General features: G+C 42.4%; 18 protein-coding genes. 14 read left to right on the top strand and 4 right to left on the bottom strand.

Features of this window, described 5'->3' with window-relative positions; genetic code table 11:
- Positions 1-212: 212 nt before the first annotated feature.
- From ACUYLD_RS22815 to ACUYLD_RS22800, 4 genes are all read left to right on the top strand, one after another.
- On the top strand, positions 213-932 hold the full coding sequence (locus ACUYLD_RS22815; protein ID WP_250245220.1) for a YebC/PmpR family DNA-binding transcriptional regulator: 720 nt from the start codon (positions 213-215) through the stop codon (positions 930-932).
- 170 nt (positions 933-1,102) lie between these two features.
- A complete protein-coding gene (locus tag ACUYLD_RS22810) occupies positions 1,103-1,687 on the top strand; it encodes a TetR/AcrR family transcriptional regulator (RefSeq protein WP_250268233.1) in 585 nt (194 codons plus the stop codon).
- A gap of 165 nt (positions 1,688-1,852) precedes the next feature.
- Positions 1,853-2,281, top strand: a complete 429-nt coding sequence (locus tag ACUYLD_RS22805) for a nuclear transport factor 2 family protein (RefSeq protein WP_250268234.1) — start codon at positions 1,853-1,855, stop codon at positions 2,279-2,281.
- 74 nt (positions 2,282-2,355) lie between these two features.
- Complete coding sequence (locus tag ACUYLD_RS22800; RefSeq protein WP_235306298.1) at positions 2,356-3,210, top strand: NmrA family NAD(P)-binding protein; 855 nt, start codon at positions 2,356-2,358, stop codon at positions 3,208-3,210.
- Between the two features lie 20 nt (positions 3,211-3,230).
- Here ACUYLD_RS22800 and ACUYLD_RS22795 read toward each other — a convergent pair whose 3' ends face one another.
- The 3 genes from ACUYLD_RS22795 to ACUYLD_RS22785 form a co-directional block, all read right to left on the bottom strand.
- Entirely contained in the window at positions 3,231-4,421 is a 1,191-nt protein-coding gene (locus ACUYLD_RS22795) for an oxalate decarboxylase family bicupin (protein WP_061830157.1), read from the bottom strand.
- Positions 4,422-4,509: 88 nt separating this feature from the next.
- On the bottom strand, positions 4,510-4,989 hold the full coding sequence (gene ybaK / locus ACUYLD_RS22790) for a Cys-tRNA(Pro) deacylase (protein WP_446676076.1): 480 nt from the start codon (positions 4,987-4,989) through the stop codon (positions 4,510-4,512).
- Positions 4,990-5,005: 16 nt separating this feature from the next.
- Positions 5,006-5,341, bottom strand: coding sequence for a ribosomal protein L7/L12 (locus ACUYLD_RS22785; protein WP_446676055.1), 336 nt, complete (start codon positions 5,339-5,341; stop codon positions 5,006-5,008).
- A gap of 313 nt (positions 5,342-5,654) precedes the next feature.
- On the opposite strand from ACUYLD_RS22785, the gene ACUYLD_RS22780 reads away from it, so the two are divergent.
- The 10 genes from ACUYLD_RS22780 (at position 5,655) to ACUYLD_RS22735 (ending at position 16,384) form a co-directional block, all read left to right on the top strand.
- A complete protein-coding gene (locus ACUYLD_RS22780; protein WP_254327455.1) occupies positions 5,655-6,563 on the top strand; it encodes an ROK family protein in 909 nt (302 codons plus the stop codon).
- A 35-nt stretch (positions 6,564-6,598) separates the two neighbouring features.
- Positions 6,599-7,207: a DUF1349 domain-containing protein gene (locus tag ACUYLD_RS22775; protein ID WP_061830161.1), complete on the top strand. Its 609-nt coding sequence runs from the start codon at positions 6,599-6,601 to the stop codon at positions 7,205-7,207.
- A gap of 209 nt (positions 7,208-7,416) precedes the next feature.
- Positions 7,417-8,832: a glycoside hydrolase family 1 protein gene (locus ACUYLD_RS22770; RefSeq protein ID WP_250245222.1), complete on the top strand. Its 1,416-nt coding sequence runs from the start codon at positions 7,417-7,419 to the stop codon at positions 8,830-8,832.
- 316 nt (positions 8,833-9,148) lie between these two features.
- Positions 9,149-9,529, top strand: coding sequence for a VOC family protein (locus tag ACUYLD_RS22765; RefSeq protein ID WP_023988486.1), 381 nt, complete (start codon positions 9,149-9,151; stop codon positions 9,527-9,529).
- A 22-nt stretch (positions 9,530-9,551) separates the two neighbouring features.
- Positions 9,552-10,079 (top strand): sugar O-acetyltransferase, encoded by a 528-nt coding sequence (locus tag ACUYLD_RS22760; protein ID WP_322162350.1) that lies wholly within the window; start codon positions 9,552-9,554, stop codon positions 10,077-10,079.
- A gap of 153 nt (positions 10,080-10,232) precedes the next feature.
- Complete coding sequence (gene yfcE, locus ACUYLD_RS22755; protein WP_061830162.1) at positions 10,233-10,784, top strand: phosphodiesterase; 552 nt, start codon at positions 10,233-10,235, stop codon at positions 10,782-10,784.
- 118 nt (positions 10,785-10,902) lie between these two features.
- Entirely contained in the window at positions 10,903-11,934 is a 1,032-nt protein-coding gene (locus ACUYLD_RS22750) for an agmatine deiminase family protein (protein WP_446676054.1), read from the top strand.
- A 29-nt stretch (positions 11,935-11,963) separates the two neighbouring features.
- Positions 11,964-12,839 carry an N-carbamoylputrescine amidase gene (aguB, locus tag ACUYLD_RS22745; protein ID WP_254351670.1) on the top strand — a complete coding sequence of 292 codons (876 nt, stop codon included), beginning with the start codon at positions 11,964-11,966 and terminating at the stop codon, positions 12,837-12,839.
- A gap of 411 nt (positions 12,840-13,250) precedes the next feature.
- Positions 13,251-15,272: an oxidoreductase gene (locus tag ACUYLD_RS22740; protein ID WP_446676053.1), complete on the top strand. Its 2,022-nt coding sequence runs from the start codon at positions 13,251-13,253 to the stop codon at positions 15,270-15,272.
- A gap of 191 nt (positions 15,273-15,463) precedes the next feature.
- A complete protein-coding gene (locus tag ACUYLD_RS22735) occupies positions 15,464-16,384 on the top strand; it encodes an aminoglycoside phosphotransferase family protein (RefSeq protein WP_446676052.1) in 921 nt (306 codons plus the stop codon).
- Between the two features lie 44 nt (positions 16,385-16,428).
- On the opposite strand, the gene ACUYLD_RS22730 is transcribed toward ACUYLD_RS22735, so the two are convergent.
- Complete coding sequence (locus tag ACUYLD_RS22730) at positions 16,429-16,860, bottom strand: hypothetical protein (RefSeq protein ID WP_446676051.1); 432 nt, start codon at positions 16,858-16,860, stop codon at positions 16,429-16,431.
- Positions 16,861-16,891: the final 31 nt, after the last annotated feature.

The following is a 16,891-nucleotide window of genomic DNA, read 5'->3' as shown; positions in this document are numbered from 1 at the left end:
CTTCCTCCTCATCTTAGACATGGATAGGGGGATTGTCCATAGATGAGGAGAATTGGAAGTTCATATTTCCAAGCATTCCTAATTAGGTAGAATTGTTTATTTTTCCATAACGGAGTTGTTTGAACTTGTTCGTATGTCCTTTAGGAGATATAATATACAAGGATATAATGAAGTTCGTTGTGTATATTCATACAGGAAGAGAGCGGGATATTATGGGACGTAAGTGGAATAACATTAAAGAAAAGAAGGCATCCAAGGATGCTAATACGAGTCGTATATATGCTAAATTTGGCGTGGAAATTTATGTGGCAGCCAAACAGGGCGAACCTGATCCTGAATCCAATCGGGTATTAAGAGTCGTTTTAGAACGTGCAAAAACGTACAATGTACCCAAAGCAATCATTGACCGTGCTATTGAAAAAGCAAAAGGTGCTGGCGATGAAAACTACGTAGAACTTCGTTATGAAGGCTTCGGACCGAACGGTTCCATGGTCATTGTAGATGCACTGACCAATAACGTTAATCGTACAGCATCGGATGTGCGTTCTGCTTTTACTAAAAATGGCGGTAGCCTGGGCGTGAGCGGATCTGTAGCCTATATGTTTGATTCAACAGCAGTTATTGGTCTGGTGGGTAAAACCGCAGATGAAGTGCTGGAGCTGCTAATGGAGGCAGATGTAGAGGTGCGTGACATCATTGAAGAAGATGAAGCCGTCATCGTATATGCAGAGCCTGATCAATTCCATGCTGTGCAGGAAGCTTTCAAACAAGCAGGAGTAACTGAGTTTACCGTTGCGGAGCTCACCATGCTTGCCCAAAATGATATTTCACTTCCAGAAGATGCACAAGTTCAATTCGATAAATTGATTGATGCATTAGAAGATTTGGAGGATGTTCAGCAGGTTTACCACAATGTAGACTCTGACGAATAGTCGGATTGCATCATTTACATCTGAGCGTTTGTATAAAATAAACATTCCTAAACCATCGTATTTCGGTACGATGGTTTTTTTGTAAATAAACTTATAAAAAATCAATTTTATTTTCTTGACTGATCAGTCTGTAAAAATTATAATCATAGGCAAGGAGGTGAACATAAGGTTTGGGAAGAGCAAAAGAATTTGATACTGAAAGTGTTCTACGAAAAGCTATGGCTGTATTTGGAGAGCATGGCTATGAGGGAACTTCTCTGACAATTTTACTGGATCAGCTGGGTATAGCGCGGCAGAGTCTTTATGATACCTACGGAACGAAATATGATTTGTTTTTTTCGGCTATTCAGCTTTATATACGTGACAAGACCGAAGCTGTAGTTCATCTGCTCAGTCAACCTGGGAGCATTAAGGATGCAATAGCGATGATTTTTAATGAATCTGTTAGAGTGTTGACGGATAAGAGGCTGTCCAAGGAATGCTTTATTATGAACAGTGCTATTGAACAGGCTCCGCATCATCATGAGATCAAAGCTTTTATTTCTGAAAACACTGAAAAGCTTGAACTTGCTTTTTACGACGCCCTAGTCCGCGCCCAAAAAGAGGGGGAGATTCATGCTACGGAATCTGAGCTATTGTCAATCGCCAGATTTCTAAATCATGCCCGACTATCGTTGACATTTACCGCCAAGACAGGCGCGAGCACTGAGGTGCTTAGAGATATTGTGCGTACAACGCTGTCGATTTTAAATTGATCTTTATGAACGCTTAATAGCGTTTATTTTTTGAACATTCCAGACTGATTGGTCAAATTTTTTTGAGTATTATAGACTGTTCAATCTAGAATGCTTATGTTTATTTTAGCGTCTTGAATTCGTTTTTTAAGCAGGAACTAAAAATATATTTGCGAGGTGTCTACCATGACAATCAATCCGAATACTGACGAAGTAAAACAGCAAGCGCAAGCAGTCATGCATAAATTTACGAACAACCTGTTAGAAGAAAATATGGAGCAATGGATTTCATTATTTGATGATAACGCTGTTTTCGAGTTCCCTTATGCACCTAAGCATTTTGCACAAATGCTTCAGGGCAAAGCAGCAATTTACGAGTACATTAAGGAGTTTCCTAATATACTTCGGATTCAGCATTTCTCTTCACCAATTATCCATACGACAACGGACCGGGATTTATTCGTGGCCGAGTTCGCCTGTGAGGCGCAGGCTGTGAGCACAGGTAAACCGTATAATCAAACCTACATTTCTGTTATTAAGCTGAAGAACGGAAAAATTATTCACTACAAAGATTACTGGAACCCTTTAGTAGCTCTTGAAGCCCTGGAATCATAAATAAAAGAGTTCAAGCCTCATAGGGATATGGATATCTAGGCGAAAACAAAAAATTTAAATAGGAGTTGAATTTCATGAAAGACAGAAATATAGCGTTGATTACAGGAGCAAACGGCAAAACAGGTAGCCGTGTAGCCGCCAGACTTACGCAACTTCAGCATCCGGTACGTTTGGCAGGACGTGCTCATCCTGCCGAATGGGAAGGGAAAGATTATGTATATTTTGATTGGTATGATGAATCAACACATGCACAGGCGCTGATGAATGTAGATAAAATTTATTTGGTAGTACCTGTGCTGGATGTCAATCCCGCCAAAGTGATGATTCCTTTTATTGAGAGGGCCTTGAGAGAAGGAGTGCAAAGGTTTGTGCTGTTAGGGAGCGCATCTGTGCCTGAGGACGGGCCAGTATTTGGACCTGTGCATCAAGCACTACGTAGATTAGCTCCAGAGTGGGCTGTATTGCAGCCATCCTACTTTATGGAGAATTTTACAGAAGGTCAGCATGTAAGTACCATCAAAAACACCAGCACGATTTATAGTGCGACAGGAGAAGGGAGAGTAGGTTTTGTCAGTGCAGATGACATTGCAGAAGTGGGAGTACGAGCTCTGATTGACGATAAACCACATAACATAGCTCATGTCATCACTGGACCTCAGTCACTAACCTATGGCGAAGTCGGTAAGATTATTGGGAAGTTAACAGGCCAAGCAATCCAGCATATCTCGTTGCCTGATGAAGAGCTAAAAGCGGGCATGGTTCGAGCTGGAATGCCTGAAGAATATGCAGATATGCTGGCGGGATTGGATAGAAGGATACGTGAAAATGGAAGTGAAGATCAAGTTACTCATACCGTAGAGCGTGTCACTGGGCGCCGTCCGATATCATTCGAGCAGTTTGTTCTGAGCCATGGGGATAGCTGGAAATAATCATGACAAAGTTGTTCCCGTTATTTCTTTTTAGGGTCATAAGAATAACCAGGATATTTGACGACGGGCCATTTTACCTTTCGTAAATTAGAGATTACATCAACACCTACATGTAAATTACTCTGAATCAGTTCTGTGGGGGTAAGAGCCATCCATTGATTTAGTGAAACATCCGCAAAACGGTCACTCTTAAACATTTCAAGAAACCATAATGAGCTAGAGCCAGTATTTTGAATGTAATGACCATAAGCAAAAGGAACATATCCGACATCTCCGGCTCTAAAATCAAATGTGCGGGCAGAGCCATTACCACCAAAGACAGTCATCCGTCCTTGCCCTGTAAGATAGTATTGCCATTCGTCATTATTGGGGTGCCAGTGCATTTCTCGCATGGCTCCGGGCTCAATCTCAACAAGGGCGGCTGCGATGGTTTTGGAAATCGGAAAATTAGAGGAGTCAACGATTCGTACGCTTCCGCCCGGTGTTTTGATTGGGGGCTGGGCTAGTAATTCATGCTTGAAGGATTGGGGCAACGTCCCGTAAGGAGAGGGAACCGCTTGGCTTTGAATTGAACCGGGAATTGAATCCTGATAGATGTATACTTGTTCTTGAGGAATTGCTGCAAAATCAGCTTCTGATACACCAAAATTTGCAGAAAGTACGTCTTTGGGAGTATGTGCGAACCAATCCGAGATGGATAGGGTGTTCAGATCGGAAAAGCTGCCATCATCAAAAACCAGCAAAAATTCACAGCCATCCTCAAGCCCCTGTATAGAGTGGGGAATGCCAGGAGGAAAGTACCAGAGATCCCCGGGACCCACATCAGCAATAAAATTACGTCCATTTTGGTCAACTGCCGTAATACGAGCACTTCCCAACAGCATATAAGACCATTCCGCCTGCTGATGCCAGTGAAGCTCACGTACACCTCCCGGCGTCAAACTCATATTCACCCCGGCAAGGGTTGTGGCAATAGGTAATTCTCTTACCGTTACTTCTCTTGACCACCCACCATGATTAAGCTGCATATGGGCGTCAGAAAAAGAAAATCTCATATTCGGAATGAGACCATTGTCCGTTACGGGGGGAACCAGCATATCGGGATTTTGTAGATCCCTCATCACATCACGTGGGCCCTTGTCGATGCCCCCAGCACCATCGCTTCTGATGGGTTGGGGGATTCTTACATTTTTCGGGCAATCATTATGCATCATTAGATCTTCCTTTCCAGGTTGAAGCTTGATGAAGCAAGGAATTAGAGAAAATATGCATAAAGATTTTATGATCATGTGGTGAGTTTTATGCTGTATGTGTCAGATCTGCAAACTGTGCTTGAATGATTTGAGCTAAATCGTGTGGACTCAACTCCAGTTGGGTCCCAATTTTCCCACCGCTCACAACGATGGCTTCCAGTTCCAATGCAGGCTGGTCGATAAAAGTGGGGTAGAGCTTTTTCATTCCTATGGGGGAGCAGCCACCGCGAATATATCCCGTATACTTTTGCAAATCCTTAACTGAAAGCATTTCAATTTTTTTCTCTCCCGCGCATTTGGCTGCTTTTTTGAGATCAAGCTCTTTATGTACAGGGATTACAAAAACAAACAGATTTTGTTTGCTGTGTGCAATCAAAGTTTTGAAAACCATTTCTGGGGCTCTCTCTATTTTCTCAGCCACATTCATCCCGTCTATTTTTCCGTCTTGATGATCATAACTCAAAATATTGTATTGTATGTGTTGCCCATCCAATATGCGCATGGCGTTTGTTTTGCTGGCACTCATCTTATTTCTTCCTTTCTTAGAGTTTTTCCAATTGATCGACATAATCCTTTGCATCCTTAAGGGAAAGATCCTTAGCGGTTCTCAGCTCTTTTATGGCTTGAATCTTTTTTCCTTCCCTAATTAGCAGGATCAACTTTTCATTGATATCTTCTGAAGCTCCTGCATCTAGAACATGTGAAGGAGTGGCAGCGATGGTACCTGACAGCGATGTTCCTTGTATTCCTGAACGATTTTCAAGACGCTCCACGTCGGATTTCAGGTCATTAAGACGCGATTGAAGGCTATAGACCTTAATTAAAAGTATGACGGAGAGGAGCAACGCGATTATTGCTATATACTCAATAGCTGACAACAGAATCCCTCCTATTTCACTTCGTTTTATCGCAAAGATGCCGCACTAAAAATTTGTTTCTTATTTATAGTATAGCATGATGATGGAGGAGAAGAGGAAGACGCGTACAAATTGACTTTTTGCAGGCAGAGCGGTATATTACAACTTATTATAAACCTTTTAATAAATACTGGAAAAGGAGTGTATTCAAATACAACCAGTCTCCAATAATACTATTCGGGTTAAACAAATTAATGTAGAGTTAGTTAAAAACACACTGAAATCCAAGGAATATGCAACCAAGTCATCCATAGCCAGTATCACAGGTCTTAGTGTGGCAACCTGCGGAAATATTCTGAATGAGCTTCTTCAAACCGGGGAAGTATTAGAGACGGAATTGGAAGAATCGAACGGCGGACGTCCGGCTAGACGGTACAAATATAACGCTGATTATTCATATATTATCTGTTTAAATGTGAAAACGGAAGGCGGTATACATTCTCTTACTTATGCTGTTGCCAATTTGCTTGGTGATATCATCATCGAGAATACTTCCATAGTGCCCCATATTGATTATGAGGTCATAGAAACCCAAATTGGAGAGCTGATTAATAACTATGGAAACGTCAAAGCCATTGGGATTGGCATTCCTGGGGTTGTTCATCAAGGGATTATCGATGTTTGCGATCTCGACCTGCTCATAGGAGTCCCTGTAGGTCCACGGCTTCAAGATAAATACGGATTAGAAGTTACCATTGAAAATGATATGCATTTGACAGTCTACGGATTTTATAACATGCAGAATTATGATGAGGATAAAACCTTTGCTATTGTTTCGTTTCCCAAAGACAATTTCCCCGGAGCGGGTTTTATTGTCGACGGACATTTGTTAAAAGGAAATACCAAGTTTGCGGGGGAGGTGTCCTTCTTACCCTTTGATTTAACAAGAGAGGAACAGCTTAAACAGTTAAATAGCACAGAGGGATTTGTTCCTCTGGCGATCAAAACGATTACTTCCATTATTGCAATTATAGACCCTGTATCTATCGCTTTGACTGGAGAGTTATCCAAGCCGACTCTGTTGGACGATATTTATAACGGCTGTCTAAAAGATGTACCCAAAGAACATATGCCCGAGATTTTTGTGAAAAACGATACGCATGATGAATATATGTATGGGTTGATTTCGGTGACCCTTGAAAGTCTGACGTACAATTTGCAATTGGTGGAGAAAAGGAAATAGGACATCGTTCAATAAAGCATGAGAGGATGAGATTAATGACTCAAAAATCGATTGCATGGACTACAGGGACATGGACTAATCACCCTGTATCATCCATAGAAGAAGACCAGTTTCTTAAAGTTGAAACCAGAGAAGGAAGCGACTACTGGGAAAAAACTTTGTATGGATTTGAACGCAGTAGCGGACATTCCCTGCTTACAGACTGGGAAGAAGGCTCAGCCATCGAAGTCACGTTTCAATTAGGCTCATTTACGGAGCTCTATGATCAGGCCGGTATAATGCTGTATCAAGGACAGCAAAAGTGGATTAAAGCTGGGATTGAATTAAATGACGGAATTCCTCAATTAGCTGTCGTAGTCACAGATGGCTATTCCGATTGGTCATTAGCTCCTGTACCTGAGTGGGTAGGGAAAAATGTCACGATTCGTGCTTCACAGCTACAGGATGCAGTTATCATTAGAGCTCGAACCGAAAATCAAAGCTGGCGCACCGTACGTGTAGCACGTTTTCCTTATCAAACGGGACAACAGGCGGGTCCTTTTGCCTGCGCGCCGACTCGAGCCGGCTTTCAGGTTATCTTTACACGCTGGGTAAGCACTGAACCAGATAGAGATATTCATGTAGATCCGCCAATTAAAGAATAGTCATTTTACTCAATAATAGAAGAGTTATAAGTATGGGAGTACTTATTGGAGATAATACAGTTATAAGCTCTAGAAGTTTTTAAAATAATACTTGACATGAAACGCGTTACAAACCTTAAGATTCATTTAGAAGTACTTATAACACATTAGCATAGAGGTAACGTATTTCTATCTAGTTAATGAAAAACATCAGCAAAGGCGGAGAAAATATGAGTACACAGTTTCCAAAAGATTTCCTGTGGGGCGGAGCAGTTGCTGCTAATCAGCTCGAAGGCGCTTATCAAGAAGATGGAAAAGGCTGGTCCATTCAGGATGTAACTCCTCGTGGTGGCTGGGGGCCCGTTACGGATGTACCAACAGAAGATAACATGAAGTTGATCGGTATTGATTTTTATCATCATTATAAAGAAGATATCAAACTTTTTGCGGAAATGGGCTTCAAAGTATTCCGTACTTCTATTGCATGGTCACGTATCTTCCCTAAAGGTGACGAACTGGAGCCTAACGAAAAAGGCTTGCAATTTTATGATGATTTGTTTGATGAACTTCACAAATATGGAATTGAGCCACTCGTTACATTATCTCACTATGAAACACCTTTACATTTGTCCAGAGAATACGATGGTTGGGTAAACCGTAAGCTTGTTGATTTTTATGAGCGCTATGCTACAACTGTATTTAATCGCTACAAAGATAAAGTTAAATACTGGTTGACTTTCAATGAAATCAACTCCATTCTTGAAGCACCATTCATGAGTGGAGGAATTAGCACACCAAAAGATCAACTTAGTGAGCAAGATCTTTATCAAGCTATTCACCATGAGCTTGTAGCGAGTGCAAGAGCGGTAAAAATCGGTCATCAGATCAACCCTGATTTCAAAATTGGCTGTATGGTGCTGAGTATGCCTACTTATCCGCTGACACCTAATCCAGACGATGTGATTGCTGCGATGGAATTCGATCACAGAAACATGGCATTTGCCGATATTCACGCAAGAGGTCAATACCCTGGTTACATGAAACGATTCTTTAAAGAAAACGGAATTTCTATTCACTTTGAACCAGGTGATGCCGAAGATTTGAAGCATACCGTTGATTTTATCTCGTTCAGCTATTATATGAGTACTTGTGAGACAGCTGACGAAGCTAAAAAAGTCAAAGGTGAAGGTAACATCCTTGGTGGTGTCATCAATCCACATCTCGAGGCAAGTGAGTGGGGCTGGCAAATTGATCCGCAAGGTCTGCGTTATGTCCTGAATACGTTCTATGATCGCTTCCAAAAACCATTATTCATCGTTGAAAATGGCCTGGGCGCCGTTGATGAACTGATCACGAATGAAAAAGGCGAAAAAACGGTTGAGGATGACTACCGAATCAACTACCTGAATGATCATTTGGTTCAAGTTGGTGAAGCTATTGAGGACGGAGTAGAAGTTTTGGGCTATACGTCTTGGGGATGTATTGACCTTGTCAGCGCTTCGACCGCTCAGCTTAAAAAACGTTATGGCTACATTTACGTAGACCGTCATGATGATGGCAGCGGTACACTTGAAAGATATCCAAAGAAATCGTTCCATTGGTACAAAGAAGTTATTGCTACGAACGGTGAAAGCTTGAAACGTTAATTTATAAATAAACCAGTGATTAAGTATTAAATATACAATGAAGGCTTATAGATAGCGACCGTTTCTTCTCTTTTACGAAGCGGTCGCTAATTTTTTAGGGGTATTAGCAACCGAGTTACAAGCTGAAGACGAAAGAGCTTTCATGAATGATTCGTAAGCGTTATTTATTGAAAATTGATGATAAATAGATTGGACAAAAATGAATTACTGAGATATATTGAGACTTATTAAAACGTTAATAATAACTATGCTAAAAATTGAGTCCAGTATAAATTAATGATTTTTTAATGATGAGGGCTGCAGAAGGAGGAAAATAATGAAGATTGAGCATGTAGCGATCTGGGTGAGAGACTTAGAAAAGATGAAAAGCTTTTACGAGCAATATTTTGATGGAAAATCTAACGATAAATATTATAACGCTACAAAAGGATTTGAGTCCTATTTTATCACCTTTGAGGATGGAGCAAGGTTAGAGGTTATGCGTAAAACGGGAGTAGATCATTCACCACAGATAAATATTACGGGCTGGGCTCATGTGGCATTTTCCGTTGGAAGTAAAGCACGGGTGAATGAAAAGACAGAGCAGCTCATGCATGCAGGATATGAAGTTGTGGGTCAGCCAAGATTGACAGGTGACGGCTATTATGAAAGCGTAATTAAAGATCCAGAAGGTAATTTGGTGGAAATTTCAATGTGAGTAGCTTTCCAGTTCTGAAGAGTTGATTGAAGAACGTTTATACGCCAAAAGTCTCTGCCACGAATATAATCAGCTTCATCCTAGAAATATCGAAGAACGAGAAACACTCATCAAAACTTTACTTGGGAAAACAACTGATAGATTTTTGATTGAGCAACCTTTTGTGTGTGACTATGGCTATAACATTGAAAAAGGTGAAAATTTCTATAGTAACCATAATACGATCATGCTTGATGGGGCAAAAATCGTTTTCGGTGATCATGTGTTTATTGCTCCTAACTGCGGATTTTATACTGCGGGTCATCCTCTTGATGTAGAACAACGTAATGAGGGATTGGAGATTGCTTTTCCTATTACAGTTGGCAATAATGTGTGGATCGGTGGTAATGTCAGCGTTCTGCCTGGTGTTACTATAGGCGATAACTCCATTATCGGTGCAGGAAGTGTTGTTACCAAAGATATCCCTTCTGGTGTGATCGCTGCTGGAAACCCATGTAAGGTAATCCGTAAAATCACCGAAGATGATAAGACCAAGTACAAAGGGAACTAATAATAAACTACAGCTCACTCGGAGCTGTAGTTTATTGTCTTAAAAGAATGTTACCAAATAAAAGAACAATTTTGCACAGATTTGTTCAGGGAATAATGCAATAATGTGCTTAAGTGGAATATTTTTAGCCTATTCAGAAAGGAAAGAACAATCATGAAATTGATGTTTATATCAGATATTCACGGCTCATTACACTGGTTGCAATTGGCACTGGAAAAGTACAGGGAGGAGAAAGCCGATCGTCTTGTTCTGCTCGGAGATTATATGTACCACGGACCACGTAATCCGTTACCAGAAGGGTATAATCCGGCAGAAGTGGCAGCTCTGCTGAATAAGTACAAGTCCCATATTGCGGTTTCTGTGCGCGGAAATTGTGATGCAGAGGTGGACCAGATGCTACTGGAGTTTCCTATGATGGGTGATTATGCTTTGTTGCACCATGAAGGACGGAGAATCTATGTCACGCACGGACATGGCTTTAGTATCGGAAATTTACCACCACTGGAAGCGGGAGATGTGTTCATCCAGGGACATACTCATATTCCGGTAGCAGATGTGGAAAATGGGGTCTTTATACTGAACCCCGGTTCGATCTCGCTGCCAAAAGAAAACTATCCATCCTCTTACGGTGTGCTGGAGGGAGCACAATTCACTGTGAAGGATTTTGATGGGAATACGGTGAAAGCAATCACGTTTTCAAAGTAATTTATTCCAATGTAAATGTAAATTATTAAAACTTTTCCGCTTCGATTGAGACAAAGATCATATTATTGTATGATAGGAGCGGAGTCTACATTATGAAAAAGAAAGAGAGCTTCAATACATGCAAATTAAGGATTCACATTATAAGATGCCGCCTGAATGGGCGCCACATGAACGCACGTATATTTCTTGGCCTGTAAAATCTTCAATGGTTTACCCAGATATGCATGCTGATGTATGCAAGGGGTATGCCGGAATTGTACGCGCCATGGCGGAATTTGAACCAGTTACTGTGGTCGTAAATCCGGATGATCTGGAGAGCGTTAAGGCGCTTGAACTTGGGGAACGGGTAGAACTCCTGCCGATTGAGCACAGCGATGCGTGGCTGCGTGACAACGGCCCTACTTTTCTCACAGACGAGCATGGTCAATTGGCAGGTGTAAACTGGAAGTTTAACGCCTGGGGCGGCAAATACGCTCCATGGGATCTAGATGACCATGTTGCGCCGCAAATTTTGGACCAACTTGGAGTTCCACGGTTTGATGCACCGCTTGTGATGGAAGGCGGCTCACTGCACGTAGACGGCGAAGGCACACTGATTACAACCGAAGAGTGTTTGCTCAATCCCAACCGAAATCCGGAATTAAGCAGAGAAGAAATTGAACGGTATGTATGTGAGTATACAGGTGTAGAGAAAATAATATGGCTAAAACGTGGTCTTAGTGGCGACGAAACAGATGGCCATGTGGACAATATTGCTTGCTTTGCAGCTCCTGGCAAGGTCATTATGCAAGTATGTGATGATCCTGAGGATGAAAATTACGAAATCACGCAGGAAAATCTGCGTATTTTGGAGCAAGCAACGGATGCCCAAGGCCGTAAGCTGGAAGTGATTCGGATCGGTCAGCCGCCGCGCGTGGATTATGAAGATAGCCGATTGACACTGAGCTATATTAACTTCTACTTTGTGAATGGCGGCATTATTTTGCCGGTGTTTGGCGGTACTGCCGCTAAGAGCGATCTTGCAGCTGAGCAAGTGCTGGCAAATGTATTTCCAGATCGCACCATTCGTACTGTAGACGGTATGGCGGTCATCCGTGAAGGCGGTAACGTGCACTGTACGACCCAGCAGATGCCTGCTGTAAAGCGTTGAATGATACAACATCTAAAAGGAGGACTAACGTGAGAAAAGTAAAAGTGGCTGCAACTCAAATGAGCTGCTCTACCAATATCGAAGAAAATATTAGTAAAGCAGAGAAGTTAGTACGTGAAGCGGCAGCGCAGGGCGCACAAATTATTTTGCTGCAAGAGTTGTTCGAGACTCCATATTTCTGTCAGAAGGAAAAGTCTGATTATTATTCATATGCAACTGAGCTGGAGCACAACAAGGCGGTTAACCATTTTAAGAAGATCGCCAAGGAATTACAGGTTGTGCTGCCCATCAGTTTTTATGAAAAGAAAAACTACGCGCGCTACAACAGTCTTGCTGTCATTGACGCGGACGGTGAAGTGTTGGGTAAATATCGTAAAAGCCATATTCCGGACGGTCCTGGGTATGAGGAAAAATTTTATTTTAATCCGGGCGATACCGGTTTTAAAGTATGGAATACACGTTATGCCAAAATTGGGGTAGGCGTGTGCTGGGATCAATGGTACCCTGAGGCGGCCCGCTGTATGGCGCTCATGGGCGCAGAACTTTTGTTCTATCCGACAGCTATTGGCTCGGAACCGCAGGACTCTGCCATTGATTCCAAGGATCACTGGCAGACCTGCATGCTGGGTCATGCGGCTTCCAATCTGATTCCAGTTATTGCTTCCAATCGGATCGGAACTGAAACGGACGAGGACTCCAGTATTACATTCTACGGTTCTTCCTTTATTGCCGGGCATCAAGGTAACAAGATCGCAGAAGCGGGTCGTACCGATGAGGAAGTGCTTACTGCTGAATTTGATCTGGATGAGCTGGAAATAGGACGGATTGAATGGGGCATTTTCCGTGACCGTCGTCCTGAACTGTACAATATGATTGCCACCTATGATGGTGATTTAAAAGTATAATCTGTATACGGATAGACAAGTCTCCCTTGACGTCAAGCTGAGGTGTTTCCTTTCATTAGACTCACCCAGCTTTTCGGGCAGGGGATTTTGGAGCGTGTACCCAACGGTTTCAAAAGAACAGATCGGTAGGCGGTTCGGAATATTAGCATGATTTTTTTCACACAAAAGGGACATTCCTCACAGGTTTGTTCCTTTTTTATGTCTTAATCCAGTTAATCTATAGACTGAAACTATGATTCACTACATAAAATAGCATTAGAATTTATGAATTAGATGATATAAAATCAAACCATAAGGAATGATCGTACTCAATAACATCTCGATATTCCCAAAAGTGAAAAAAATCACATATGAAAATACTTTAATGGAAGCTTGAACATAAAATTTGTAAACTCGCAAGGAGGAAGAACAATGAACCACTATCCTGCTATCTTTGAACCTCTAACCATACGACGCATGACCTTGAAAAATCGGATTGTTATGCCCCCGATGGGAACTAACTTTGCTGCCATGGACGGAAGCTTTGTTCAGGATCATATTGACTATTACGTGCAACGGGCCAAAGGTGGTACCGGCTTGATAACAGTAGAAAATGTTTGTCTTGATTTCCCAATGGGTACGAACGGAACAACCCAGCTGCGTATGGATAACGATCAGTTTATTCCCGGACTATTTAGATTAACAGAAGCCCTGCACTCTTATGGAGCTTGTGTTTCTGTACAAATTAACCATGCGGGTGCTTCGGCTTATGCGGGACGACTGAACGGAGTTCAGCCTGTATCTTCTTCGAATATTCCTTCTAAAAAGGGCGGAGTGATTCCAAGACCTCTGCAAAAAGAAGAAATTTACGCCATTGTGCGCAAATACGGAGAAGCAGCGGGAAGAGCACAACGAGCAGGATTTGACTGTGTTGAAATTCATGCGGGACACTCCTACTTGCTGAGTCAGTTTCTTTCGCCGATGTATAATAAACGCACGGATGAATTTGGCGGCAGCGCAGAAAACCGTACCCGTTTTGCCAGATTAGTCATTGATGAAATTCGTTCAGTGGTGGGCCCATTTTTCCCTATTTGCTTACGGTTTAGCGCGGAAGAGTTCACAGAAGGTGGGAACACACTGGAAGATACACTCGAGTTATTGGAGTATCTTAATGATGAGGTAGATATTCTGAACGTTTCTGCTGCTCTGAATGATTCCATCCAGTTCCAGATTGACGGGATGAACCTGCCGGATGGTTGGCGCTCATATATGGCCAAAGCGGTCAAAGAAAAATTCGGGAAGGTCACGATGACCTCAGGTAATATTCGGAGCCCACAGGTTGCGCAGGATATTTTGGAGAGAGGTGACGCTGATCTTCTGGCAATGGGTAGAGGCTTGATTGCAGAACCGAACTGGGTGCTTAAAGTGCAAAACGGCTACGAACATTTGCTTAGAAAATGTATCTCTTGCAACATTGGTTGTGCAGATCATCGTATCTCCAAAAGTAAACCAATTTGCTGTACGGTAAATCCGGATCTGTTCAAGGAAGCTGAATACCGGAAACAACGTGTAAAAAACAACGTTCAGGTTGTTGTGATCGGTGGTGGGACCGCTGGTATGGAAGCTGCATGTACGGCAGCCGAAGTAGGCTGCAAAGTAACCCTCTTTGAGGAAAAACCAGAGTTGGGCGGCTTGGCTCGTGATATTGCCCACTTGCCAGACAAAACACGCATCAATGATTTCCCTGATTATCTGATTCAACGCACCAAACAGTTAACCAATCTGAACATTGTAACAGGGACCCGAGCCGATTTGGCGATGATTAGTGCCCTGAATCCTGATATTATTGTCAATGCGACGGGGGCCACACCACTTCTTCCGCCCATTGCAGGTTTACATGAGCAACTGGGTAAACCAGGTACAAAAGTGTTCTCCATCTTTGATCTTTTGCACAACATGGAGAAATTCCAGGAATTTGAAGGTAAACGCATTGCTGTAGTTGGCGGCGGAGCCGTGGGACTGGATGTCGTCGAATATTATGCAGAGCGTGGAGCACAAGAGGTTTCTATTATTGAGATGATGCCGTTACTGGGTAAAGACCTGGATATGATTACTCGGATTTCCATGATGAAAATGGTAGAGGAGCGGGAAGTGAACGTCCATACGGAAACAGCTTTGACAGAAGTGTGTAGCGACCGCTTCAAAGTAAAGCATGGAGAACAGGAGTTTGAGATTCCTTTTGATCTTGGATTCGTATGCTTGGGTATGCGTTCACACAGTCCGCTGATGGACAGCTTGCTCGAATATGGTAAAGAACATCAATTAGAAGTTATTAATATCGGGGATAGTAAACAAGCTCGTCGTATTATTGATGGCACACGTGAAGGTCGAAATATTCTGAAAACCATTCAACGGGTAGACGAATTTAAACATGAGTTTTCTTATTCTTACTGATTTGAAAATACAAGTGATGGGTGTTCACGATGGCAACTCAGTGAATATTGAGGTTGAAGAGACGGCTTGTCTTTTCAGCCTTTTTTATTTGAGTTTTTCCAGGAAGAGGATTGATTCCTCTGTCATTACGAAGGTAAACTATGGAAAGCATATATAGTAAGTAAGGCTATCTTAACGTGGGGGGGATGAGCGTGAATCAACTCTTTAGTGAAATACCGGGTGCCAGCAGGTGGAGCCACGTGGAAGAAATTCATAGAGGCTGGTCCAGTGACAAGAAATATTATATTCAAACCACTGACGGTAGGGACTTGCTGCTAAGAATAGCGGATATGGTTCATTATGATAAAAAGAAGCGCGAGTTTGAAGCTGTAACAAAGCTGAACCACGTGGAGAATCTGTTCATGTCCCGGCCGCTTGAATTTGGGATTTGTCATGATGGTCAATCTGTATATTCCCTGTTCACCTGGATCGAAGGGAAAGATGCTGAAGAGATTATCCCTACGTTGACCGCAGCACAACAGTATCAACTCGGGGTTCAAGCAGGAGATGCATTGAAAAAAATGCATGAGATTCATGCGGAGCAAGATCGAGTCCCATGGGGTGAACATTATAATGGCAAAATAAACAGATTTATTACAAACTATAAGTCATGCGGTATTCCCCTAAAGGGAGCAGATCAAGCCATAAGCTTTATTGAGCAAAATCGTCAGCTATTAGAAAATCGTCCCCAGACTTTTCAGCATGGGGATTATCATGTGGGCAATATGGTGGTTACCCCATCCGGTGAACTGGGTATCATCGATTTTAATAGAATGGATTATGGTGATCCTTGGGAGGAATTCAATAGAATTACCTGGTGTGCAGCGTTAAGTCCTTTATTCGCTTCGGGCCGTATCCACGGTTATTTTAATAACCATGTACCTGATTTATTTTTTAGATTAATGGCTCTGTATATTGCAAGCAATCAGCTTTCATCGGTTCACTGGGCCATTCCATTTGGCAAAAAAGAGGTGGACGATATGGTGCAACGAGCTGAAGAGGTTTTGGAAGCGTATGATTACTTTCAAACCTATATACCGAAATGGTATGTGCCCAGTTACCGCGACTTGTAAAAGCGAAGACCGCCCCTCCTGGGAGTGACGGTCTATTTTTTCTATTATTGTTTCTTAATCTTATACGTAAATTCCCAAACGGCTTGATGACCTGAGTAACGTCCACGGTTTTCAGTAACCGTCACTCTTAGCTTAACGGTAGAACCTTTGGCAGAAACAGAGGAGACCTTTACATTCTTGGTGGCTTCACCATCATCAGGAATTTTGTCTTGTTCTTCGGCATACGCATACAGCTTAATGCTGCCCCCTGATTTGACCTTTACCTTTACGCTGTTGCCTTCACTAATGGATTGGCCCGCCACCTGGGCAGCAATGGCCCATTCGTTGCCTACGTAATCGTTGGATACCAAGGTTGCTTGTTGAAACGTAACGATATACGTTGATGTTGCTGAAGCTGCGAGCGCGTACGTTCCATTGAACATCAGGGATATTACTACCAATAGAATAGCCGATGCTTTCGTCCATACTCTATTCATTCGCCTGTCTCCTTCAGTTGGATATATTGAG

The organism is Paenibacillus sp. SER-28 (assembly GCF_052906305.1).
This window is presented reverse-complemented; position numbering and strand designations above follow the sequence as displayed.

What these genes read in the sequence shown, in the direction of transcription:
- ACUYLD_RS22815 (WP_250245220.1), top strand. Translation starts at nt 213, where the DNA reads ATGGGACGTAAGTGGAATAACATTAAAGAAAAGAAGGCATCCAAGGAT.
- ACUYLD_RS22730 (WP_446676051.1), bottom strand. Translation starts at nt 16,860, where the DNA reads ATGAATAGAGTATGGACGAAAGCATCGGCTATTCTATTGGTAGTAATA.
- ACUYLD_RS22800 (WP_235306298.1), top strand. Translation starts at nt 2,356, where the DNA reads ATGAAAGACAGAAATATAGCGTTGATTACAGGAGCAAACGGCAAAACA.
- ACUYLD_RS22750 (WP_446676054.1), top strand. Translation starts at nt 10,903, where the DNA reads ATGCAAATTAAGGATTCACATTATAAGATGCCGCCTGAATGGGCGCCA.
- ACUYLD_RS22775 (WP_061830161.1), top strand. Translation starts at nt 6,599, where the DNA reads ATGACTCAAAAATCGATTGCATGGACTACAGGGACATGGACTAATCAC.
- ACUYLD_RS22770 (WP_250245222.1), top strand. Translation starts at nt 7,417, where the DNA reads ATGAGTACACAGTTTCCAAAAGATTTCCTGTGGGGCGGAGCAGTTGCT.
- ACUYLD_RS22795 (WP_061830157.1), bottom strand. Translation starts at nt 4,421, where the DNA reads ATGCATAATGATTGCCCGAAAAATGTAAGAATCCCCCAACCCATCAGA.
- ACUYLD_RS22765 (WP_023988486.1), top strand. Translation starts at nt 9,149, where the DNA reads ATGAAGATTGAGCATGTAGCGATCTGGGTGAGAGACTTAGAAAAGATG.
- ACUYLD_RS22740 (WP_446676053.1), top strand. Translation starts at nt 13,251, where the DNA reads ATGAACCACTATCCTGCTATCTTTGAACCTCTAACCATACGACGCATG.
- ybaK (WP_446676076.1), bottom strand. Translation starts at nt 4,989, where the DNA reads ATGAGTGCCAGCAAAACAAACGCCATGCGCATATTGGATGGGCAACAC.
- ACUYLD_RS22805 (WP_250268234.1), top strand. Translation starts at nt 1,853, where the DNA reads ATGACAATCAATCCGAATACTGACGAAGTAAAACAGCAAGCGCAAGCA.
- yfcE (WP_061830162.1), top strand. Translation starts at nt 10,233, where the DNA reads ATGAAATTGATGTTTATATCAGATATTCACGGCTCATTACACTGGTTG.